This is a genomic window from Poritiphilus flavus (assembly GCF_009901585.1).
Classification (GTDB): domain Bacteria; phylum Bacteroidota; class Bacteroidia; order Flavobacteriales; family Flavobacteriaceae; genus Poritiphilus; species Poritiphilus flavus.
Map to the genome: position 1 here is coordinate 333,878 of NZ_WXYO01000005.1, position 21,866 is coordinate 355,743.

The following is a 21,866-nucleotide window of genomic DNA, read 5'->3' on the forward strand; positions in this document are numbered from 1 at the left end:
AAGAGATGCTGAATATTTCACCCAATAAATTGAATCAGAAGGTAGACCTTGGGCATTATAAATCAGCTCAAAAGGTCTTTCATAAAAGGCATTACAAGCACTTCAACCGTTTTTTACTGGTGTTTGCGGCTATAGGAATTATAGTGTTGTTCTTGCCGTGGACCCAGAACATCGCCGGAAAGGGGTACCTGACCACGCTAAAGCCGGATCAGCGCCCGCAGACCATACAATCCCCAATACCAGGGAGGATAGAGAGATGGTATGTACAGGAAGGTGATTTTGTAAAGAAAGGCGATACCATATTGTTCATATCTGAGGTTAAGAATGAATACTTTGATCCCAACCTTTTACAAAGGACCGGGGATCAGATCGCTGCAAAGGCCATGGCCGTGACCTCATACAAGGAGAAGGTAGATGCCCTGAATTCGCAAATAGAAGCTTTGCTGACGGAGCGCGGCCTGAAGCTGAAACAAGCGCGCAATAAACTCATACAGTCCAGACTGAAGGTGCAAAGCGATAGTATTGATCTGGAAGCTGCCAAAACGAATATTTTGATCGCTCAGCGGCAGTACGATCGGGTGGAGCAACTGGAGAAAGAAGGTCTGAAGGCAGTAACGGACCTGGAGGCTAAAAGATTGAAGTTACAGGAGGCCCAGGCTAAGCTGATCTCCCAGGAGAATAAGTTACTGGCCGCCAAGAACGAGGTGATCAATTCGGAGGTAGAGATCAACAGGACACAGGCGGAGTACACCGATAAGATCTCCAAAGCCAAAAGCGATATGTTCACGGCTCAATCCAACCAGTTTGATACCGAAGCTCAGGTTACCAAATTGGAAAATGAGTACGCCAACTACGAAATGCGTAGTGATCTACATTATATCCGGGCGCCACAAAGCGGGTTTATAAATAAGGCTTTACAGTCCGGAATTGGGGAAACCTTTAAAGAGGGTGATCGATTAGTGGCTATTATGCCCACGGAGTACGATATGGCTGTAGAGACTTATGTAGAGCCTTTGGATCTGCCACTGATCCATTTAGGGGAGAAAGTAAGAATACAATTCGATGGTTGGCCTGCTATTGTTTTTAGCGGATGGCCCAACCTGTCCTACGGCACCTATGGAGGCGAAGTGGTCGCTATCGAGACCTTTATCAGCGATAATGGCAAGTACCGCATTTTGCTGGCCCCGGATAAAGATGACCAGCCCTGGCCTAATGAGATCCGGGTAGGTTCCGGAGCAAACACCATCGCACTACTCGAAGATGTGCCCATCTGGTTTGAATTGTGGAGGCAACTTAATGGTTTTCCGCCCAATTATTACCAGCCTGAAAACGAAATGGCCAATTCAAGCACAAAATAATAGCATGAAATTCCGCGGGATCATATATTTCTTCATATTGCTCTCCCTTGGTCAACTCAGGGGGCAGGATACCCTTGTGATGAGTTTTAAGGAGTACCTGGGCTATGTGAAAAAATACCATCCTGTAACAAAGCAAGCCGAACTGAACATTGAGATCGGGGAAGCCAATCTGATGCGTTCCCGCGGAGGTTTTGATCCCAAGATCGAGGTGGATTACGACAGGAAGAAATTTGAGGGAACGGAATACTATGACCGTTTGAATGCCACCTTTAAGATCCCGACCTGGTACGGAATAGAACTAAAGGCAAATTTTGAGCAAAATGAAGGAGATTTTATTAACCAGGATGAAACCCTGCCAACAGATGGCCTTTACAGTGCCGGAGTCTCAGTATCCGTGGGACAGGGACTTTGGATCAACGAGAGAATGGCCACCCTTAGAAAGGCAAAATTCTTTAGAAATCAGACCCAGGCAGACCGGGACGTAGAGGTGAACGAAATCCTTTTTCAGGCATCTCTGGCCTATTTTGACTGGCTGCAGGCGTATAAGGACAGCCAGATATTCGGCAATTTTTTGACCAACGCTCAGACCCGTTTTGAGGGGATCCGGCAGAGCGCTCTAAGCGGAGATATCGCGGCAATCGATACCGTAGAGGCAAAAATAGCAGTACAGAACAGGGCCTTGAGCCTGGAGCAGGCAAAGGTAAGGCTAAATAACAGGGCTCTGGAACTATCCAATTTTCTCTGGATTGGCGACAACATACCTATTGAATTACAACCCAATGTAATTCCGGATAATAATCCTGAGGCTGACATAGATTATGCCCTGGAGATACCGGAAAACCCCTTAGATGGTTTTATCTTGGAAGAGCACCCGAAGTTGAGATCTTTGGGATTCAAGATTGACGGCCTGGAGGTGGACAGACGTCTGAAAGCAAATAAATTATTACCACAAATAGACCTGGAATACAACTTTCTTACAGAAACCCCTGAGGTCATTCGTTCCTTTGAGACACAGGAGTATAAGGGAGGTGTTAAGTTCCGTTTTCCACTCTTTCTGCGAAAGGAGCGAGGGGATCTACGCTTGTCAAAATTCAAGCTCCGTGAAGCCCGTTTTGAGTTTGACAATACGGAGATCCAGATCCAGAATAAGATACAGGCCCTGTATACTGAATTAGCTTCTTTTGAAAATCAGAATCAACTAATACTGGACATTGTAACCAATTACGCCCGGCTGCTTCGGGCCGAAGAAAGGAAATTCAGTTTTGGTGAAAGTTCACTATTCCTGATCAATTCCCGGGAGAGTGCGCTGATCGATGCCGAGCTAAAGCAAAATGAGGTACAGAACAAGTATTTCGGTACCAAAGCCAAGTTGTTCAACAGCATGGCCATTAATCCGGAAGGACTTTGAAACGGCAGGCGATATGGAAAATAATTCGGATAGAACGATCGGCAACTTCAAAACAGTCCTAAGGGAGACCCTATTTATAATTACCGGTGTTTTTGCGGCGGCATTTGGTTTGGAAAGCTTCCTGTTGCCAAATCGCTTTATTGATGGCGGCGTTACAGGGATCTCTCTACTCATTACAGAAGTTAGCTCGCAGCCCCTTTGGCTTTTGGTCATATTGGTGAATATTCCCTTTCTCATACTTGGGTGGAAGGTTATTGGAAAGAATTTTGCGATCAAAGCAAGTCTGGCGATTTTGGCCCTGGGTCTTACCCTGGCCTGGATCAATTTTCCGGAAGTGACCGAAGACAGGCTGCTGGTAGCCGTTTTCGGAGGTTTCTTTCTGGGTGCAGGTATAGGTCTTTCTATTCGCGGAGGCGGAGTACTGGACGGAACGGAAGTCCTGGCCATATTCCTGAGTAAAAAACTGGGTACCAAGATCGGAGACCTTATCATTATCATCAATATCATAATTTTCCTGGCAGCGGCTTATCTCCTTTCCATAGAATCTGCGCTGTATTCTATGCTAACCTATCTGGCAGCCTCCAGGACCCTGGATTTTGTTGTGGAAGGAATTGAGGAATACACCGGGGTTACCATCATTTCCAAACACAGCGACGAAATACGGATTATGGTTACCGAAAAGCTCGGAAGGGGTTTAACCATATATAAGGCCCAGGGAGGTTATGGCAAAAACGGAATTCACAATGAGTACGACGTGATCTATACCGTGATCACCCGACTGGAGATTAGTAGACTGAATAAAGAAATTCAAAGGATAGATCCCAACGCCTTTGTGGTCATGAGCAGTATTAATGATACCCGGGGAGGAATGGTCAAAAAGCGGGCATTGTAAGTTTTGGCACCATTATACTACCAATAGCTGGCAGATTAATCGCCTGAGGGCATTTGGCGATAACTAATACAGCATAATGAAAGATCAAGTAAAGGAAACCATGACGAAACCTACGGAGGATCTGATCCGGGATAGCCTGCCCGGGTCCATGTCTTATAAAGAATACACTTCTTTAATGGACAGCCTGGCTAGATCTGGTAACACTACAGGAGAATATACCCCCGCTAATGAGAATTATACTTTGTTAAACGACCGTCGCATAAAGCGATGGGATAAGAAATTCAGTGTAACCGAGGATGCGTTGGCAAAGATCGCTGCCTATCCCAGGGAGATCCTTTGGCTAGTGCTAACGGAAAGCTGGTGTGGGGATGCTGCACCCACTATGCCGGTCATGAATAAAATTGCCGAGGCCTCACCTAATATCACGCTCAGGGTATTGCTCCGGGATGAGAATCCCGAACTTATGAGCAGGTTCCTTACCAATCAGGCGATGTCCATACCCAAGCTGATCATGGTTGACAAGGGTTCCTTTGAAGTTTTAGGCAGCTGGGGCCCAAGGCCGTCAACCGCGACTAAGTTGGCAGCGGATTACAAGGCCGTTCACGGTAAACTGTCCAAGGAATTTAAACAGGATCTGCAAATGTGGTACAACAGGGACAAGGGTAAGGATACTTTCAAGGACCTGATGCAACTACTTGCTCTGGAATAAATAGGTAATGGTGCCTTTCTGCATGGCGAGGTTAGAGGAGCTGAACTTGGCCCTCAGGGCATAAGTGATGGCGTTATCCACCAGGCAGCCGTTGGAAGTTCCTGAACTTTTATCGTTAAAATCCGCCTCTATGACATTTCCATTGGCATCTACCTCAATATTGATAACTACCTTGCCACCCTCAATACAGGTATAGATCGGTGGTGGTAAGCGATAACCTGTTCTTCCCACCAGGGAATACGATACCGAAGTTTTTCGTTTTGCAAGGTTCTGGGTAAATTCCTGCTTCTGTGCCTCCTTCTCCCCAAGCATTTCCTTGAGTTCTTCTCGTTTTTTGGCGAGTTCTTTAAGGTTTGCGGTATAACTATCTTCCGAATCCAGAAAATCCTTGAGGTCTTCGTCACTTGCGGCTTCCTTCTCCTCCATGATTTCCTCCAACGTCTTTAAGGGCTCAGGGTTACCGTAGGTGGGCTTGGCCGTTTCGTTAAAAGCCATATGGCTCTTAATAGGGTCTGCCTTAGCCATTTCCTCCAGAAGCTTTTCCTGTTCTTCCAGCAACTCCTCCAGGTCCTCGTCGGCCAGGCTCATCTCTATCACATATTCCTCCTTTGCCTCAGCCCCAAGATGGATGTTGTACAACAACAGTACCATGATGGACAAGGAGAAAAAAGTGATAAGAAAAGAAAGTTGACTTCTGTTCAGGTTCATACTGCTTATAACCGCTTTTTTCAGAAAATATTTTAAAAAATCGTTGAATCGAAAAGTTAGATCCTACAAAATCAAGCTTTTATGTTTTTTGTAGTCAATCTTTCCGAAAAATCTTTAGGGGCTAGCGAATTATCTACGTTATAATCCCCTATTTTGGTTCTTCTCAGCTCGGACAAATGTGCCCCACAGCCCAATATCTGGCCAAAATCATGGGCCAGAGATCTTATATAAGTCCCTTTTCCGCATTGGACTTTAAATTGCACTTCAGGAATTTGTATTGCCGTGATCTCAAAAGACAGTATTTCAATGGTCCGTGCCTTTAGAGCCACTTCTTTACCGTCCCTGGCATATTCATAAAGTCGTTTTCCGTCTTTCTTCAGGGCGGAGAATACGGGAGGAAGCTGTTCCAGGGTACCTGTTAGTTGGCCTGCAGCCTGGTAAATTGCCTCCGGGCTAATATTGTCCGTTGGAAACCTTTGGTCTATCTCAGTCTCAAGATCGTAGGAAGGCGTTGTGGCGCCCAGGGTAATCGTTCCGGTATATTCCTTGTTCTGGCCCTGTAGCTCACTGATCCTTTTAGTGAATTTCCCGGTACAGATAAGTAAAAGCCCGGTAGCCAGCGGATCCAGGGTTCCCGCATGGCCGACCTTTATTTTTTTAAGGTTAAATGCTCTTCTGATGGCCCAGCGAACGGCATTGACAGCCTGAAAGGATGTCCACTCCAAAGGCTTATCTATAAGCAGGATCTGACCTTCCAGAAAATCTTCCTTACTTTTCATCCGTAATCTTTTGAAAATTTGCAGCCTCTCTTTCTTTAGTACTGCTTTTGGGCAGGTTGCCGCTTCCGATAAAGTAACCGAGAAAAAACAGACCTACCGGAGATAAAATTAAAAGAAAGACTGAAATCAATTGCCATAAACCCATAATCATACTCATTTTGCAAAGGTTCAGCTGGGATTTACAATATTAACCCCAAAAACTGTACCCAATTGCAATACATCCCACTATAAGGCAGTAAATAGCGAAATAAGTCAGCTTGCTCTTGCGCACTAATTGGATCATCCAGGTACAGGCTACCAGCCCTGCAATAAAGGCTGCGACAAAGCCGGCTCCCATGGCTACGGTCTGCTCACTTTCAAAATTGAGCTGCCCGCTAAAGATATCCTTTGCCATTTTACCAAGGATCAGAGGTACTACCATTAAGAAGGAGAAGCGTGCGGCCCTGCTTTTATCAACCCCTAACAAAACCGAAGTTGAAATAGTCGCACCACTCCTGGAAATCCCCGGGAGTACGGCTATGGCTTGTGAAACCCCTATGATAAAGGACTTCCAGTAAGACACTCCTTTGTCGGTATCCTTGGCACGATCTGCCAGAAATAGCAGAACAGCAGTGACCAATAACATGAGCCCGACAAAGCGGATATCACCGCCAAAAAAGGACTCGAGTTGCTCTTCAAATAGTAGTCCTATCAGGGCTGCAGGGATCATGGAGATAATGATCTTTAATGAAAATTGCGTCTCTTCGTTCCACTTGAATTGAAACAAGCCTTTAAAGATATCCAAAACATCTTTCCTGAAAACTACAATGGTACTAAGGGCGGTGGCAAAGTGGAGTACAACCGTGAACAGCAGACTTTCCTGAGGGATGGAATCGTCTCCCAATATCGCTTTTCCCAATTCCAGGTGACCGCTGGACGAAACAGGAAGAAATTCGGTGAGGCCCTGTACAATCCCCAGGATGATCGCGTCAATTACTTCCAATTACTTTTTTTTCTTGTGCGGATTTAACAAAATAGCATAGACTTCAATGCCCAGGCCAATCAGCACCAGGGTGGGTGCCAGGCGAATTCTTCTAAAACTGTATATCTCCGGGTTGAAAACATTCGGGTCGTCACTTCCTCCACCGCTCATCAGAAGGAACCCCAGGGCAATACAGGCCAACCCAATAGCCATAAAAAGGTAATTCCTTTTCTGAAAGATGAACTCTGCCTTGGGCTTTTTGTCCTGTTGACTAGTTTGCTTCTTGCTCATCCGGCAAAGTTAATAATATAAATCATCCGTCCTAAGATTTAGGAAGCGTTGGGTGGCAAAATAAGTGCTAATCAACGAAATAAGCACGCCCAATACAAAAACACTGACAAAAAGAACACTCAGGATCAACACGTCCTGAAATAACTGCAGTTCGGGAAAGTTCAGGTCTATATAGTACATCACTAATCCAAGGGCAAGCAGGGCAACAAAGGCCCCTATCATTCCCAGTTTTATATTGGTCCAGATGAAAGGCTTTCTGATGAATTTTTTAGTGGCCCCCACCATCTGCATGGTTTTTATGATAAAGCGCTTGGAATAAATGGAAAGGCGTATGGAACTGTTTATAAGTAAGACCGCGATAAAGGTAAATACGGCACTGGCCACCAATATCCAAAAACTGATCTTCTTCACATTTTCAGTAAGTAAGGCGATCAGTGGGCGGTCATAGCTCACTTCTTCCACAAAGCTCCTGGCCGCGATCTCCTCCGCAATCACTTCTATCTGTTCGGTAGATACAAAATCAGCATTCAATTTTACGTCCACCGAATTCTTTAGCGGGTTGTAACCGAGGAAATCCAGGAAGTTCTCGCCTATCTCCTCGCTGTGCTGCTCAGCTGCCTCTTCTTTGGACACAAAGGTGGCGGATTTTGTATAGTCTGACATGGCCAGGCTTTTCTGCAGCTGGTCTATCTCTACCTGCTTGGCACTGTCCTTTAGAAATACGGATATGGTTATCTGTTCCTTGAAATGATCGGCCAGTTTTTTGGTGTTGAGGACCAACATGCCCAAAATACCCAATAAGAAAAGTACTAGCCCGATACTTAACACCACCGAGAAGTAAGAAGAGATGAGTTTCCGTTTTTGATAACGTTCAAAAGATTTGCTCATTGCGGCTTAAGAATACGTAAAAATAGGAAAGTAAATGGATTCGACTTATTTTTGCGCCTAGAAAAAATGAGGTCATCCCAGGGTCAGGAGTACACGGAGGCCCAGGGATGATCCTTTTTTATTTTGCATTGCAGGTGAACAACCTCAGAAGAACGATTATGAGTTACCATTTTAAGGAGATCGAGAAAAAGTGGCAGGCTTACTGGGCGGAGCAGCAGACTTTCAAAGCCACCAATGAATCAGCCAAGCCCAAGTACTATGTCCTGGACATGTTTCCTTATCCTTCCGGAGCCGGACTACATGTGGGGCATCCTCTTGGCTATATCGCAAGTGACATCTATGCCCGATACAAAAGGCATAAGGGATTCAACGTGCTTCATCCACAAGGCTACGATAGTTTCGGACTGCCCGCTGAACAATATGCCATCCAAACCGGCCAGCATCCGGCCCTTACCACGGAAGAGAATATCAAAACCTATAGACGGCAGCTGGATCAGCTCGGGTTTTCTTTTGACTGGTCCCGAGAGGTACGCACCAGTGATCCCAAATATTATAAATGGACCCAATGGGTGTTCATTCAGCTATTCCATTCCTGGTACGACAATGAGGCGGATAAAGCTCGTCCGATCTCTGATCTGATCCCGGAATTCCAGGCTAGTGGCAATAGCAGCGTCAATGCCGCATGCGATGAAGACACACCGCATTTTACCGCGGAACAGTGGAAGGCCTTTAAAGACAAAGAGCAACAGCAAATATTGCTGAAATACCGGCTTACCTACCTGGCGGATACCGAAGTAAACTGGTGCCCCGCATTGGGTACGGTACTGGCCAATGACGAAATAGTGAATGGGGTTTCCGAGAGGGGCGGGCATCCGGTAGTCCGGAAAAAAATGACCCAATGGAGTATGCGTATAACCGCCTATGCTCAAAGGTTATTGGACGGACTGGATACCATAGACTGGCCGCAGCCCTTGAAGGACGCACAGACGAACTGGATTGGCAGGTCTGAGGGTGCTTCCGTTACCTTTAAGACTGTTCCCTCAGCGGAAACAAAGGAAAGTTACCCTATTGATGTTTTTACCACGAGGCCGGATACCATTTTCGGAGCCAGTTTTATGACCCTGGCCCCGGAACACGAACTGGTCGCTAAAATAACCACTTCAGAACAGAAAGCCGAGGTAGATGCCTATGTGGAGGCTACCGCAAAACGATCAGAACGGGACAGGCTTTCGGAGGTCAAGGTGGTTACCGGAGCATTTACCGGGGCTTACGCGGAACATCCATTCACAGCTGAACCCATCCCTATCTGGATTGGGGATTATGTACTGGCCGGATATGGCACCGGGGCGGTGATGTCCGTACCCTGTGGAGATCAGCGGGATTATGATTTTGCCAGGAACTTTGGTATTGATATCCCTAATATCTTCGAAGGGGTGGATATTTCCGAAGAGGCTTTTGCCAATAAGGAGAGGACGGTAATAGCTAATTCAGATTTTCTGAACGGCTTGTCTTATAAGGATGCTACCAAAAAGATCATTTCCGAGCTCGAAAAGATCGGCAAAGGGGAAGGTAAGATAAACTATCGTTTGCGGGACGCGGTTTTTAGCAGGCAGCGGTATTGGGGAGAGCCCTTTCCGGTCTACTATGTTGATGAGATGCCTCGGATGATCGCTGAAGAACACCTGCCTTTAAAATTGCCAGAAGTGGCAAAATACCTGCCTACGGAAACCGGAGAACCTCCATTGGGGAATGCAAAGGTCTGGGCCTGGGACAGTAAGCAATCCACGGTTGTAAGCAATGAGCTCATCGATCACAAGACGATATTTCCGTTGGAACTTAATACCATGCCGGGTTGGGCAGGAAGCTCACAGTATTTCAACCGCTATATGGACCCGCATAACGAAGAAGCCATTTTTTCCAAAGAGGCCATTGACTACTGGAAACAGGTTGATCTGTATATCGGTGGTATAGAGCATGCCACCGGGCATTTGCTGTATTCCCGTTTCTGGCAAAAGTTCATGTTCGATCTTGGCCTGGCACCTGTTGAGGAATATGCCAAAAAGTTGATCAACCAGGGGATGATCCTTGGTAATAGTGCCTTTGTATACCGGGAGGTAGAGACAAATCAGGTGCTTTCCGCGGGCTTGATCTCCGGAAAAAAGGTAGATCCCATCCACGCCGATGTATCCCTTGTCAATACGTCCAATGAGCTGAATGTAGAAGGGTTTAAAGCCTGGCGGCCGGAATTTAAGGATGCGGAGTTTGTGCTGGAGAACGGCAAATTTATTGTAGGTAGGGATGTTGAAAAAATGTCCAAGTCCAAGTACAATGTAGTGAACCCGGATGCTATCTGTCAGCAGTACGGGGCAGATTCACTGCGCTTGTACGAAATGTTCCTCGGCCCGCTTGAGCAGTCCAAACCGTGGAATACAGCCGGGATTACCGGGGTTCACAGTTTCCTTAAGAAACTCTGGAAATTATATCACACAGGCCCTGACGGCACTTTTGAGGTATCTGATGATGAACCCGCTAAGGAAAACCTCAAAACCCTGCATAAGACCATTAAAAAGGTAGAGGAAGATATAGAAGACTTCTCTTTCAATACCTCAGTCTCTACTTTTATGATCTGTGTCAATGAACTTTCGGCTCAAAAATGTAGATCCAGGGCCATTTTGGAACCCCTGGCTATTATACTCTCTCCTTATGCCCCGCATGTGGCAGAGGAACTTTGGGAGCGTCTGGGACATAATTCATCCATCGCTTCTGTCGCTTTTCCGGAATTTGATGATAAGTTCCTGGTAGAAAGCACCAAGGAATACCCCATTTCCTTCAACGGAAAAATGCGTTTTAAGTTGGAGTTCCCATTGGATATGCCCAGGGAAGAAATTGAGGCGGCAGTACTGGCCCACGAAAGAACCCAACAACAACTACAGGGAAGAACACCCAAAAAGGTGATCGTGGTTCCCGGGAAGATCGTCAATGTAGTGGGCTAAAAGCTTAGTAATTCCAACTTCTTAAAGAGGCTGTCTAAAAAGCTTCGTATGTGCATTGGTCACATCGAGCGCCCGCCTGATCCACATAGTCGGGCAGGCAGTCGAGATGTATTCTATAATTCGACCTCTGATGAGTTCTCGACTCCGCTCGAACGGACAAACCGTTCTTTTTAGACAGCCAGTATTATCCTATACCCTATAAAATTCTTGTATCGGAATAAAAAAATGTAGATTTTTGAACTTTACCCCCTAAAAATTTAGGGGTAAAACTTAAAAAAATATGTTTTTGAACGGAACACCCCCTACTTTTTATCGATTTTATTTCTTTTTTTGTTGGATTTGACACAATTTTGACCTGAACAATAAAACCATATAACAAAATGATCGTAGGTGTTCCAAAAGAAATCAAAAACAACGAGAGTAGAGTAGGGATGACTCCGGCCGGTGTGCTGGAGCTTGTAAAGAACGGCCATACCGTATACGTACAATCGGGTGCGGGAGAGGGCAGTGGCTTTTTTAACAGTGATTATCAGCAGGCAGGCGCTGTAATAGTGGATACTATCGGCCAGGTCTATGCGATGAGTGAGATGATCGTAAAGGTCAAAGAACCCATAGAAGAAGAATATCCGCTAATTCAGAAGGGACAGATCGTTTTTACCTATTTTCATTTTGCTTCCAGCGAGCGGCTCACCAAAGCCATGATCGCGAGTAAGTCCATTTGTATTGCCTATGAAACCGTGGAGGATGAGGACGGGAGTTTACCCCTGTTGACACCCATGTCCGAAGTTGCCGGAAGAATGGCCATACAGCAGGGAGCAAAATACCTGGAGAAACCCGTAAAAGGGCGGGGCGTACTTCTGGGTGGTGTACCCGGAGTAGCTCCCGGAAAGGTCCTGGTACTGGGCGCCGGAGTGGTTGGTATACAGGCTGCTAAAATGGCAGCCGGTCTGGGGGCCCATGTTACCATCATGGATGTCAATATGAAAAGGCTTCGATACGTGAATGACGTTATGCCGAACCACGTGGTCACCGAATTCTCTAATGAATACAATATCAGAAGGCATATCAAAACCCACGACCTCATTATTGGAGGAGTGTTGCTCAAAGGGTCTAAGGCACCCAATCTGATTACCCGGGATATGCTTAAGGAAATGCGTCCGGGAACCGTGATCGTCGATGTGGCGGTAGATCAGGGTGGATGCGTGGAGACCACAAAGGCCACTACTCACGAAGACCCAATATACATCATAGACGATGTGGTACACTATGCGGTAGCCAATATGCCGGGTGCTGTTCCGCACACATCAACCATGGCGTTGACCAATGTTACCCTGCCCTATGTATTAAAACTTGCCAATCTCGGTTGGGAAAAGGCCTGTAGTCTCGATCCGGGACTCCAAAAAGGACTGAATATCCTTGACGGAGAAGTGGTTTATAAAGAAATTATCGAAGCATTTACATGGGAAGCAGTTTTTAATTAGAGTACATTTTGTCAGTTTTGTGAACCCCGTCAGGAATGGCGGGGTTTTTGCTTTAGATGTCGTAACTTTAATGGACACTAATTAAAAAGGAAAAGTTATGTTAACAGGATATTATTTGTTAATTGGAGGTATTGCCCTGGTGAGTTGGTTGGTAAGCAGCCGGCTTAAAAACAAGTTCAGGCATTACTCCAAGGTTCACCTGCAAAACGGAATGAGCGGTGCGGAAATTGCAGAAAGGATGTTGGCAGACCACGGTATCAGGGATGTGAAGGTGATCTCTACCCCCGGAATGCTTACGGATCACTACAATCCCAGAAATAAAACGGTAAATCTTAGTGAAGGGGTATACAACCAAAGGAATGCGGCCGCGGCTGCGGTTGCGGCCCACGAATGCGGACATGCGGTACAACATGCCCAGGCCTATGAATGGCTTACTATGCGCTCTAAACTGGTACCAGTGGTAAGTGTTACCTCGGGAATGTCTATGTGGGTTGTTTTTGGTGGATTGATGTTGGGAGCGGCAACCGGAATGGGGCTTGGCTTTTGGATCGCTGTGGCAGGCCTCGTAATGATGGGTTTTGCGACGCTCTTTAGCTTTATCACCTTACCGGTAGAATACGATGCCAGTAACCGGGCGCTAAAATGGCTCAGACAGAAACGCATGGTTACTCAACAAGAATACAAAGGCTCTGAAGATGCTTTGAAATGGGCAGCAAGAACCTATTTGGTCGCTGCTATCGGATCCCTGGCCACCCTCTTCTACTTTGCTTTACAGGTTTTTGGAGGAAGGGATTAAGGAAAGAAACAAACTTAACAATACAGTATTATCGAAGCTGATATTGTCATAAAACTGGCTTCAATAGAAGATTTAGGGGCGCTTACGCAAGTAGGCGCCGCTTTATTTGACCACGATATTAAGACGGATATGGCCGAGGAGTTCTTAAAAGATCCCAGGCATCATCTGATGCTGGCTTTTGCCGAAGATAACATTATTGGTATGGCATCGGGGTTTCACTATGTGCATCCGGATAAGGAGGCGGAGCTGTTTATAAACGAAGTGGGAGTTTTGCCCTCCTTTCAAAACATGGGAATAGGCAGGAAAATCCTGAAAGCGCTTGTAGATCACAGCAAAACATTGGGATGTAAACGAGGCGCCTGGGTACTGACAGATTCCGGCAATAGCGCCGCGAAAAAAGCCTATGAAGCCGCCGGTGGGAGGCTGGATGAAGGAGATATACTGATGTACAATTTTGATTGAGCCAAGCCTGATCAGATGGTGATCTGCCGGTCAATTTGCTGATCCAGGGAAATAAAGGTCTCCGTCCTGGAAACCCCTTCAATTCGCTGTATATTCTTGTTGAGGACATTCATCAGGTGGGCATTGTCCTTGCACAACACCTTGATCAGGATGGACCAGTTTCCGGTGGTGTAGTGACACTCCAACACCTCAGGGATCTTTTCCAGTTCTTTGACAGCTCTTGGGTTGCTCATGGCTTTGTCCAGGAATATGCCAATATAAGCCATGGTGGTATAGCCCAGTATCTTGGGATTGATTACAAACTTTGAACCTGATATCAGGCCGGAGCGTTCCAGTTTTCGCAGTCGCTGATGGATGGCCGCACCGGATATCCCAATGCTGCGTGCAATTTCCAGAATAGGCATTCTGGCGTCCTGCATTAAGAATCTTAGGATTTTCTTGTCAATCCCGTCAATATTTATAGTATTGTTAGGTGATCTCATATTATGATTTCAATAATACTATAAATATACTACTTATACTTTCAGTTATTAAATGGCAACAGAATCGGGATTGTATCCCAAATAGGGGGTTTCGAATTCCTTAAAGCTTACGCCGTATTCTTTAAGTTCCTTTAGAATGGGTTCGTATACTTCCTGACGAATAGGTATTTGTACTCCGGGGGTGGTAATTTTTCCGTTGAGGATTAGAAGGGCTGCCATTGCCACAGGCAGACCAACGGTTTTGGCCATGGCCGTATGGCTGTGATTCTCTCCGGTAACCACCATATTGGCGTCCAGCTGTCTTTTTTTGCCATTGAGGATAAAGCCGAACTTGTGGTACATCACTATCATATCGCGATCCTCTTCCGTAAGTGTCCAACTGTCTTCCAAAATTTTTTGAAGCATCTGAGCCGGACTGGCATCTTTTAGCCCAATAGTCTTATCCGGATTAAAAAGGTCCAGTTCCAGGAGCTTTTCCCACATTATGTCATCCTGGTCTATTTTCAGATAGTGCCTGAGCTTAAGCTCAACCGAGTCTGTCGGGGAATACGGCAAAAAGAGATTCAGGAATTCCCGGTAAGACATGTTCTCTGAATTTTCAACTATATAACTATCATCGGTCATTCCCAGCTGCACAAAAATGTTCCAGGCCTTGGAAAAGCCAACCCTCCTCATGGTCCCCCGGTACAGGGTAAGGGCGTCGCTTAAGCCATAGGCTTCGCGGTATTTCAGGGAATCCCGGTTGGCATACCCCTCGAATTTTCCATAACCTTCTATATTCAGGAACTCCGTTCGGCGGAATAATTTGTGGTAGGGGATGTATTTATAGGTGCCTTCCTGTATGAATTTCGCTGCACCGCCCTGCCCTGCCACGACAACATTACGCGGGTTCCAGGTAAATTTATAATTCCAGAGGTTGTCATCGGATTCCGGAGCAACCAGCCCGCCGGTAAAGGACTCGAAAAGTATCATCTTACCGCCATTAGCCCTTATCCTGTCAATGATCTGCATAGCGCTCATGTGATCTATACCCGGATCCAGCCCGATCTCGTTCATAAAAACAAGGCCTTTTTTCTTCGCGGCTTCATCCAGACCTTTTATCTCCTCACTGACATAAGAGGCGGTCACCAAATGCTTTTCATAGCTTATGCAATCTTCAGCAACTTTTATATGCAAACGTGGAGGAAGCATAGACACCACGATATCCGCGTCTTTTACCGCTTCCTGCCTGGCCTTATCTTCGAAAATGTCCAGGCGGATTACCTCACAACTGGGATGCGATTGGAGTTCTTCCCCAATTTTTTCTGGCTCCCTGTCCGCTATGATAAGATGTAATTGCTCTTCCTTCGCCCTTTCGAGGAAGTAATCCAACAAATATGATGTAGATTTACCAGCGCCGATGACAAGAATTTTTCGAAGCATCAATTTTCCCTGTTTTGCAAACTTATAACGGCCGCTAAGGTATCAAATTGTTACATTTACAAAAAAAGAAGGTTCTCAAGTTATGAACAAAACAATCTTTGGAACGGGCATTTTTTTCGGACTACTGGGCATCGCCCTGGGGGCGTTCGGAGCCCATGGACTGGAAAAAGTATTGGAGGCAGACGCCTTAAAGAGTTTTGAAACCGGTGTGCGATACCAAATGTATCACGCGCTTTTTTTGCTTGTCCTCGGAATGGAAAATCAACTGGGGCAGACGGCCAAAAAACAGGTCTTCTTTTTCATTATTTCAGGCGTACTGCTCTTTTCTTTTTCTATCTATTTTTTGTCCACTGAGGCTATTACCGGGATCGATTTCGGCATCATAGCTCTACTAACCCCCCTCGGAGGTTTATTCCTCATACTGGGATGGTTACTTCTTGGTTATCGTGTTTTTAAGCACTTCAGCTAAACTCTCCGTTTTGATGAGAGCAATGGCATTTATTTTTTTAATTTTGACCCCAACTAAAAAACCACTTTTATGACTGCATCTGACCCTAAAACGAAATCGATTTCGTTAAAGGATTACGGCATTAAAAATGAGCGTGCTCATTATCAACTCACCCCTGATGAACTCCACGAGATCACCATTAAAAAAGGTATGGGACGTGAAGCTTCCAGCGGGGCCCTGGCAGTGAGCACCGGCGAATTTACAGGAAGGTCTCCCATGGACCGCTTTATCGTTAAAGATGAGATAACCGAAGACAAGATCTGGTGGGGGAAGATCAATATTCCCTTTGAGAGCGACAAGTTTGACGCGCTGTATGATAAGGTAATAGCCTATCTCAACGATAAGGAGTTGTTCGTACGGGACTGCTATTCCTGCGCCGACCCTGATTACCGAATGAACATCAGGGTGATCAATGAATACCCCTGGTCTAATTTGTTTGTATACAATATGTTCCTCAGGCCAGACGAAGAAGATCTCAAGGATTTTGAAGCGGAATGGACGGTGATCAATGCGCCCGGATTTTATGCAGAGCCTGAAATAGACGGTACCAGGCAACACAATTTCGCCATCCTCAATTTTAGCAAGAAAATAGCATTGGTTGGGGGTACGGGTTACACCGGAGAGATTAAAAAGGGTATTTTTTCCGCTTTGAATTTCATACTTCCGGTGTATAAAGAGGTGTTGCCAATGCACTGCTCCGCCAATATAGGAGAGGCCGGCGATACAGCACTTTTCTTTGGTCTTTCGGGTACCGGAAAAACCACGCTTTCAACGGATCCGCTTAGAAAGCTGATAGGGGATGATGAGCATGGCTGGACAAAGAAAAACAGTGTTTTCAATTTTGAAGGCGGCTGCTATGCCAAGGTGATAGACCTTTCTGAAGAGAAAGAACCTGAGATCTATCAGGCCATTAAAAAAGGAGCTATCCTTGAAAATGTGGTTATGGATGATGCCGGGGTGGTGGATTATACTGATTCCACTGTGACGCAGAATACCCGTGTCAGTTACCCGATCTATCATATTGAAAATATCCAGGAGCCATCCATAGGGGACAACATCAAGAATATTTTCTTTCTTACGGCCGACGCCTTTGGCGTTTTACCTCCTATCTCTAAACTTACCCCAAGCCAGGCGGCCTACCATTTCATTTCCGGGTACACGGCTAAGGTAGCCGGTACTGAAGCCGGGGTAGTAGAGCCGGTAACGGAATTCTCTGCCTGTTTCGGCGCGCCCTTTATGCCCTTACACCCTACGGTTTACGCGGAAATGCTAAGTAAGAAAATGAAGGAGTCCGGCGTAAATGTCTGGCTGGTGAATACAGGTTGGACTGGTGGTCCGTACGGTGTGGGAACCCGGATGAAACTCAAATATACCCGTGCGATGATACATGCGGCCTTAAGCGGGAAGTTGGGATTGTATACCTACGACACCTATCATATTCACTCTGTTTTTGGAGTGGCACAGCCAAGAGAGTGTCCCGGAGTACCCACCAGTGTACTGAGCCCCCGGGCCACCTGGAATAACGATGATGCGTATTATAAGACCGCTTTTAAGCTTTCCAACGCCTTCCGGCATAACTTTAAGAAGTTTGAATCTTATGCCAATGAAGAAATTCGCCGTGGTGGGCCTCAACGATACGCCTTCTAATCGAAAGAAGGGTTTACAGTGGGCTCTTGGAAAACGGGAATAGTCCTATCCAGTTCTTGCCTGTCTGGCGATGTTCGCCGGATGGGCAGAAACCTATATGGCAAAAATCAATTTATGCCTTTTTATAGGATATGATTTGACGTTATTTCTTATTAACGCTGGTAATGTATTTCTGCAATGCCATGGTCATAGAAGGTGTCTCCGGAGTAGGAGCCTTGATATCTATGCGAAGACCGGCATCGGTAGCAGCCTTAACTGTAGAGTTTCCAAACACCGCGATGCGTGTGTTGTTCTGTTCAAAATCCGGAAAATTCTTTAGCAGGGATTCTATTCCGGAAGGGCTGAAGAATACAAGTACATCGTAGTAAACGTCGCGAAGATCGGACAGGTCGCTGATCACAGTTTTGTAGAAAATACCTCGTGTCCAATTGATGCCAGATTGCTCCAGTGTTTCCGGAATGGCTGGTTTTAAGACGTCTGAAGAAGGGAGTAAATAGGATTCTTCCTTGTATTTTTTAAATAGCGGAAGCAGTTCGTTAAAATTCCTTTGCCCCACATAGATCTTCCGCTTGCGGTATACCACATACTTTTGAAGGTAAAAAGCCACCGCTTCCGACTGGCAGAAATACTTCATGGTATCTGGTACTTTGAAACGCATTTCTTCGGCAATTCGGAAAAAATGGTCTACAGAGTTGCGACTTGTAAGAATAATTGCAGTGTAGTTGTTCAGGTCAATTTTCTGCTGACGGACCCCTTTAGCATCTACTCCTTCCACGTGGATGAAGGGTCTGAAATCTACTTTAACTTTCTCTTTTTCAATAAGTCGTAAGTACGGAGAGTTTTCCATTTTTGGTTCAGGCTGCGAAACCAAAATCGTCTTTACTTTCATATACCTTAGTCTTTAAGATAGTTTGCAATTATGATGAAGGGTGCAAATTCGAGTGCGCAAAGGTACAAAATAAAATAGAAAAAGTAGCTGGCTATGAATTTTTGATGATTCTTTAGAATTGAGAACCAGCCTATACCATTTATGACGATAATTACAAAAATGCTTACGAAAACCACAGCTTTCGATCCTTCGAACACATAGGCCAATAGCACATTGGTCACAAACATGATCAGGGCGCTGTAATTGAGGTAAGACAACTTTCTAAAAATGAATTCTGAAATTACTTTGGTATTGTTGAAGACAAAACCATTGCTCAGTTGCAGAAAAACCTTTAGCAGCAGGAATAGTATTAGGGCACCAAGAATTGAGATAAAAATAATCAGTTGGGAGCGGTTCGCCGGGCTGATCAGGATCTGCCAGACAAAGTGAAGGAACAAAGCACAATTAAGCAGCTGAAAAACGGTGAGGAAAATATGGAACCAGTTCAGTAGCTTGTCCTTCTTATTGTACATTACTACGTATTTGTTGTTGAAGGGAAGGATGATAAAATTCAGGAACCTTCCGTAGAATAGGCTTTTGGCCACTACCAAAAACAACAAACTGGCAAATAGGGTAACTGTGATCCAGTCTACCGTGCCGCCTGTTCTTAAAATAGGTTCCATCAGTTTAGTTTTAAGGTTTCACCGTTCAGACCCCAATGCAACTCATTTTCCGCAATGCAAAGTTTAAAATACACTGGGTTTTCACCCGCTCCCGGTGCTGGCATTGCGAAGCTGAATGAGGTAGTCTCCCCAGGTCTTAACGCCTTCACGCTTTTATTTATTGGGGTAGCCTCAATTATTTTTACTTCCTGAACTTTTTTATAGGTATTCATATAGGCAACGGCGAATCGGAGTTTCTCAAGTGCTATGGACTCTGAATACGGATTGAATACATCCAGCGAGACCTCCTCATCCGAAACACTGATATCTTTTTGCTTAAGCTTACACTCCAGCTTCCTGAAAGACTCAAAATCCGGCTTAAAAATACCGTAATAGCGCTTTTCCCCAGGCCCTTCGTAAGACAGATCCCCGCTTTTCAGGTATTTGGATATCTGAAGTATTCTCTGGTGTTGTACCATGGCCTCCGAACCATCTATAGAATACTGATTTTTCCGGTAATAAATGTTATTCAGGGAGAAAGAGGGGTTCTCAGAATAAAAGGCGTACATGGAAGCTTCCCGGTAAGAGTTTTCAAATACTACAGGCATATCACCGATCTGAGATTTTATAGCATCTACCCATCTCTTATTTCCATGGGTTTCGAAAGCGACAGGGAATAGGGGTTCATAAACCAGCCCAACCCTAAGCACCAGCAGGACAACAATATTAGCTATTCCAGTCCGCATTATCCATTTCATACTTTGCTTTTCCCTCATCATAAACCTAAAGGCGAGGATGGCCAATGGAATACAGATCAGTATAAGCCATTGGGTTTGCACCCTTCGCTGAAAGCTGGAAATGAGGAAAAACACCATTACCCCATAAGTGAGGTAAAGCAAAGCTCGGGTAAAAGTATCCGAAGACCGCGACTTGAAAAGTGCCCAATAGACCCAGGGAAAAGTAAGACCGAATAAGGCAATCAGGTTCAGAAAATATCCTCCGGTAAACTCAAAGAACTCGTAGGCCTGGTTAGGTCTTTCAAAGAGGTGATAGCGAATGGAAATAAAGTCATTCCGGACCAACCAAAGAAAATGCGGGCTAAAACATATGAGTGATATTACTACCGCTACCCAGGCGTGTTTGTTCTTAAGTAATTTCAGGTTGGATAGCAGTACAAACAGTATCACCAGAACCCCGTGATATTTACTGTAGACCAGTGCTGCCATACATACCCCTAGCGCAAGGGACAACACCCATGATGGCTCTTGTATGAACTTTTTATAGATCAGTAAAAAAAGCGCTGTGAAAAATAGTAAGGAAGTGTCCGGCAGCGTAAAAAAACCATATGCATTCAGCAAGGGCATGGAAAATACCAACACAAAAAAAGGAAGCACAAAGTCCGACTTTTTTTCTTCTTCAAGGGTAGCCCAAAGTATCCAGATAGTCCCAACGGAAAGCAGGGAACTCATAAATCGCACTCCTAATTCCCCATCGAAAAACATGCTGCCGATCTTAATGAGTAGGGCTACCATGGGGGGATGATCAAAATAACCCCATGCCATTTCACGGGAATAATGCCAATAATAGGCCTCGTCAAAAAGGAGTTCGGTAAAAGCGCCCTGCAAAAGGTTGAGTAGGAAGACCGCCCCTAGCAAATAGAGAAAAAGTCTGGGTAGTTTAGGTTTCATCCGGAGTATTGCTTCCGTCCAAAATTACAAATAATCGCTATTCCGCAATTTGAAAAGAAAATATAAAATTGCGGCTTTAAGGGCTCCTGATTTTTTTAATGTAGTACTTTTGCTCAAATTGTTAATAAAGTACATGTCGGACAGCTTAGTTATCATCCCTACATATAATGAGATAGAAAATGTAAAGGCCATCATTGAAGCTGTTTTTGAATTGCAAAAATCCTTTGATGTCCTTATTGTGGACGACAACTCACCTGATGGTACAGCGGATGCCGTGAGGGAATTGCAGGATCGATTTTCGGACCGGCTTTTCCTTGAGGTAAGGAAGGAGAAATCAGGATTAGGAACCGCGTATATACATGGTTTCAAATGGGCTATTGAAAGGAAATACGACTACATTTTTGAAATGGACGCGGATTTTTCTCACCGGCCTTCAGATCTGCTGAGATTGCACCGGGCTTGCCTTAACGGAGCTGATGTGGCTGTGGGATCTCGTTATAAAAAAGGGGTAAATGTGGTGAATTGGCCATTGTACCGAGTCCTCTTGTCCTATGGAGCTTCTTTTTATGTGAAAGTGATTACTGGAATGAAGGTACACGACCCCACAGCGGGATTTGTATGCTATAAGCGCAAGGTACTGGAGACCATAGATCTAGATGCGGTCCGTTTTATTGGATATGCCTTTCAGATAGAGATGAAGTTCAGGGCATATCTCAAGAAGTTCAAAATTGAGGAGATCTCCATCATATTTACAGATAGGGAAAAAGGAAAGTCCAAAATGAGCACCAAAATTATTTGGGAAGCAGTCTTTGGGGTAATCCGAATGAAAATAAGAAGCCTGTTGAAGAAAAAAACCTTTTAAT

20 protein-coding genes and 1 pseudogene are annotated in these 21,866 nt (G+C 45.2%); 11 read left to right on the plus strand and 10 right to left on the minus strand.

Annotation, left to right across the window (positions count from 1 at the left end):
- Nucleotides 1-5: 5 nt before the first annotated feature.
- The 4 genes from GTQ38_RS11775 to GTQ38_RS11790 all read left to right on the plus strand — a co-directional run bounded on the left by GTQ38_RS11775 (nt 6) and on the right by GTQ38_RS11790 (nt 4,367).
- The gene (locus GTQ38_RS11775) at nt 6-1,358 is read left to right on the plus strand and encodes an HlyD family secretion protein (protein ID WP_161435718.1); all 1,353 of its coding nucleotides are present in this window, start codon (nt 6-8) and stop codon (nt 1,356-1,358) included.
- A gap of 4 nt (nt 1,359-1,362) precedes the next feature.
- Nucleotides 1,363-2,766 (plus strand): TolC family protein, encoded by a 1,404-nt coding sequence (locus tag GTQ38_RS11780; protein WP_238857908.1) that lies wholly within the window; start codon nt 1,363-1,365, stop codon nt 2,764-2,766.
- Between the two features lie 13 nt (nt 2,767-2,779).
- Entirely contained in the window at nt 2,780-3,658 is an 879-nt protein-coding gene (locus GTQ38_RS11785; protein ID WP_161435719.1) for a YitT family protein, read from the plus strand.
- 76 nt (nt 3,659-3,734) lie between these two features.
- Nucleotides 3,735-4,367, plus strand: coding sequence for a thioredoxin family protein (locus GTQ38_RS11790; RefSeq protein WP_161435720.1), 633 nt, complete (start codon nt 3,735-3,737; stop codon nt 4,365-4,367).
- Here the strand turns inward: GTQ38_RS11790 and GTQ38_RS11795 are convergent.
- From GTQ38_RS11795 to GTQ38_RS11815, 5 genes are all read right to left on the minus strand, one after another.
- A complete protein-coding gene (locus GTQ38_RS11795) occupies nt 4,350-5,075 on the minus strand; it encodes a hypothetical protein (protein WP_161435721.1) in 726 nt (241 codons plus the stop codon). The two genes, GTQ38_RS11790 and GTQ38_RS11795, sit on opposite strands and share 18 nt — an antisense overlap.
- Before the next feature lie 71 nt (nt 5,076-5,146).
- On the minus strand, nt 5,147-5,854 hold the full coding sequence (gene truB / locus GTQ38_RS11800) for a tRNA pseudouridine(55) synthase TruB (RefSeq protein ID WP_161435722.1): 708 nt from the start codon (nt 5,852-5,854) through the stop codon (nt 5,147-5,149).
- Nucleotides 5,855-6,041: 187 nt separating this feature from the next.
- The gene (locus GTQ38_RS11805) at nt 6,042-6,836 is read right to left on the minus strand and encodes an undecaprenyl-diphosphate phosphatase (protein ID WP_161435723.1); all 795 of its coding nucleotides are present in this window, start codon (nt 6,834-6,836) and stop codon (nt 6,042-6,044) included.
- A complete protein-coding gene (locus GTQ38_RS11810) occupies nt 6,837-7,106 on the minus strand; it encodes a DUF3098 domain-containing protein (protein WP_161435724.1) in 270 nt (89 codons plus the stop codon).
- A gap of 9 nt (nt 7,107-7,115) precedes the next feature.
- Nucleotides 7,116-7,994, minus strand: coding sequence for a cell division protein FtsX (locus tag GTQ38_RS11815; protein WP_161435725.1), 879 nt, complete (start codon nt 7,992-7,994; stop codon nt 7,116-7,118).
- 158 nt (nt 7,995-8,152) lie between these two features.
- Here GTQ38_RS11815 and leuS point away from each other — a divergent pair, with 158 nt between their 5' ends.
- From leuS to GTQ38_RS11835, 4 genes are all read left to right on the plus strand, one after another.
- Entirely contained in the window at nt 8,153-10,987 is a 2,835-nt protein-coding gene (leuS, locus tag GTQ38_RS11820) for a leucine--tRNA ligase (RefSeq protein WP_161435726.1), read from the plus strand.
- 380 nt (nt 10,988-11,367) lie between these two features.
- Nucleotides 11,368-12,468, plus strand: a complete 1,101-nt coding sequence (gene ald, locus GTQ38_RS11825; RefSeq protein WP_161435727.1) for an alanine dehydrogenase — start codon at nt 11,368-11,370, stop codon at nt 12,466-12,468.
- Nucleotides 12,469-12,565: 97 nt separating this feature from the next.
- On the plus strand, nt 12,566-13,264 hold the full coding sequence (locus GTQ38_RS11830; RefSeq protein ID WP_161435728.1) for a zinc metallopeptidase: 699 nt from the start codon (nt 12,566-12,568) through the stop codon (nt 13,262-13,264).
- A gap of 63 nt (nt 13,265-13,327) precedes the next feature.
- Entirely contained in the window at nt 13,328-13,726 is a 399-nt protein-coding gene (locus tag GTQ38_RS11835; RefSeq protein WP_317169072.1) for a GNAT family N-acetyltransferase, read from the plus strand.
- Nucleotides 13,727-13,737: 11 nt separating this feature from the next.
- Here GTQ38_RS11835 and GTQ38_RS11840 read toward each other — a convergent pair whose 3' ends face one another.
- Together GTQ38_RS11840 and GTQ38_RS11845 are read right to left on the minus strand one after the other, a co-directional pair.
- Nucleotides 13,738-14,208, minus strand: a complete 471-nt coding sequence (locus tag GTQ38_RS11840) for an Lrp/AsnC ligand binding domain-containing protein (RefSeq protein ID WP_161435729.1) — start codon at nt 14,206-14,208, stop codon at nt 13,738-13,740.
- A gap of 48 nt (nt 14,209-14,256) precedes the next feature.
- Entirely contained in the window at nt 14,257-15,630 is a 1,374-nt protein-coding gene (locus GTQ38_RS11845) for a saccharopine dehydrogenase family protein (RefSeq protein WP_161435730.1), read from the minus strand.
- Nucleotides 15,631-15,712: 82 nt separating this feature from the next.
- Between GTQ38_RS11845 and GTQ38_RS11850 the strand changes: the two genes are divergently transcribed.
- Nucleotides 15,713-16,099, plus strand: coding sequence for a DUF423 domain-containing protein (locus GTQ38_RS11850; protein WP_161435731.1), 387 nt, complete (start codon nt 15,713-15,715; stop codon nt 16,097-16,099).
- A gap of 69 nt (nt 16,100-16,168) precedes the next feature.
- Complete coding sequence (gene pckA, locus GTQ38_RS11855; RefSeq protein ID WP_161435732.1) at nt 16,169-17,785, plus strand: phosphoenolpyruvate carboxykinase (ATP); 1,617 nt, start codon at nt 16,169-16,171, stop codon at nt 17,783-17,785.
- A 142-nt stretch (nt 17,786-17,927) separates the two neighbouring features.
- Here pckA and GTQ38_RS11860 read toward each other — a convergent pair whose 3' ends face one another.
- From GTQ38_RS11860 to GTQ38_RS21210, 3 genes and pseudogenes are all read right to left on the minus strand, one after another.
- Complete coding sequence (locus GTQ38_RS11860; protein WP_161435733.1) at nt 17,928-18,674, minus strand: uroporphyrinogen-III synthase; 747 nt, start codon at nt 18,672-18,674, stop codon at nt 17,928-17,930.
- 5 nt (nt 18,675-18,679) lie between these two features.
- Nucleotides 18,680-19,336, minus strand: coding sequence for a DUF4271 domain-containing protein (locus tag GTQ38_RS11865; RefSeq protein ID WP_161435734.1), 657 nt, complete (start codon nt 19,334-19,336; stop codon nt 18,680-18,682).
- Nucleotides 19,337-20,409: 1,073 nt separating this feature from the next.
- Nucleotides 20,410-21,003, minus strand: a pseudogene (locus GTQ38_RS21210) (ArnT family glycosyltransferase); the annotation flags it as partial.
- 133 nt (nt 21,004-21,136) lie between these two features.
- On the opposite strand from GTQ38_RS21210, the gene GTQ38_RS11875 reads away from it, so the two are divergent.
- Nucleotides 21,137-21,865 (plus strand): polyprenol monophosphomannose synthase, encoded by a 729-nt coding sequence (locus tag GTQ38_RS11875; RefSeq protein ID WP_161435736.1) that lies wholly within the window; start codon nt 21,137-21,139, stop codon nt 21,863-21,865.
- Nucleotide 21,866: the final 1 nt, after the last annotated feature.

What these genes read in the sequence shown, in the direction of transcription:
- pckA (WP_161435732.1), top strand. Translation starts at nt 16,169, where the DNA reads ATGACTGCATCTGACCCTAAAACGAAATCGATTTCGTTAAAGGATTAC.
- GTQ38_RS11840 (WP_161435729.1), bottom strand. Translation starts at nt 14,208, where the DNA reads ATGAGATCACCTAACAATACTATAAATATTGACGGGATTGACAAGAAA.
- ald (WP_161435727.1), top strand. Translation starts at nt 11,368, where the DNA reads ATGATCGTAGGTGTTCCAAAAGAAATCAAAAACAACGAGAGTAGAGTA.
- GTQ38_RS11785 (WP_161435719.1), top strand. Translation starts at nt 2,780, where the DNA reads ATGGAAAATAATTCGGATAGAACGATCGGCAACTTCAAAACAGTCCTA.
- GTQ38_RS11790 (WP_161435720.1), top strand. Translation starts at nt 3,735, where the DNA reads ATGAAAGATCAAGTAAAGGAAACCATGACGAAACCTACGGAGGATCTG.
- GTQ38_RS11850 (WP_161435731.1), top strand. Translation starts at nt 15,713, where the DNA reads ATGAACAAAACAATCTTTGGAACGGGCATTTTTTTCGGACTACTGGGC.
- GTQ38_RS11795 (WP_161435721.1), bottom strand. Translation starts at nt 5,075, where the DNA reads ATGAACCTGAACAGAAGTCAACTTTCTTTTCTTATCACTTTTTTCTCC.
- GTQ38_RS11780 (WP_238857908.1), top strand. Translation starts at nt 1,363, where the DNA reads ATGAAATTCCGCGGGATCATATATTTCTTCATATTGCTCTCCCTTGGT.
- GTQ38_RS11830 (WP_161435728.1), top strand. Translation starts at nt 12,566, where the DNA reads ATGTTAACAGGATATTATTTGTTAATTGGAGGTATTGCCCTGGTGAGT.
- GTQ38_RS11775 (WP_161435718.1), top strand. Translation starts at nt 6, where the DNA reads ATGCTGAATATTTCACCCAATAAATTGAATCAGAAGGTAGACCTTGGG.
- leuS (WP_161435726.1), top strand. Translation starts at nt 8,153, where the DNA reads ATGAGTTACCATTTTAAGGAGATCGAGAAAAAGTGGCAGGCTTACTGG.
- GTQ38_RS11845 (WP_161435730.1), bottom strand. Translation starts at nt 15,630, where the DNA reads ATGCTTCGAAAAATTCTTGTCATCGGCGCTGGTAAATCTACATCATAT.
- GTQ38_RS11860 (WP_161435733.1), bottom strand. Translation starts at nt 18,674, where the DNA reads ATGAAAGTAAAGACGATTTTGGTTTCGCAGCCTGAACCAAAAATGGAA.
- GTQ38_RS11875 (WP_161435736.1), top strand. Translation starts at nt 21,137, where the DNA reads ATGTCGGACAGCTTAGTTATCATCCCTACATATAATGAGATAGAAAAT.
- GTQ38_RS11810 (WP_161435724.1), bottom strand. Translation starts at nt 7,106, where the DNA reads ATGAGCAAGAAGCAAACTAGTCAACAGGACAAAAAGCCCAAGGCAGAG.
- GTQ38_RS11815 (WP_161435725.1), bottom strand. Translation starts at nt 7,994, where the DNA reads ATGAGCAAATCTTTTGAACGTTATCAAAAACGGAAACTCATCTCTTCT.
- truB (WP_161435722.1), bottom strand. Translation starts at nt 5,854, where the DNA reads ATGAAAAGTAAGGAAGATTTTCTGGAAGGTCAGATCCTGCTTATAGAT.
- GTQ38_RS11865 (WP_161435734.1), bottom strand. Translation starts at nt 19,336, where the DNA reads ATGGAACCTATTTTAAGAACAGGCGGCACGGTAGACTGGATCACAGTT.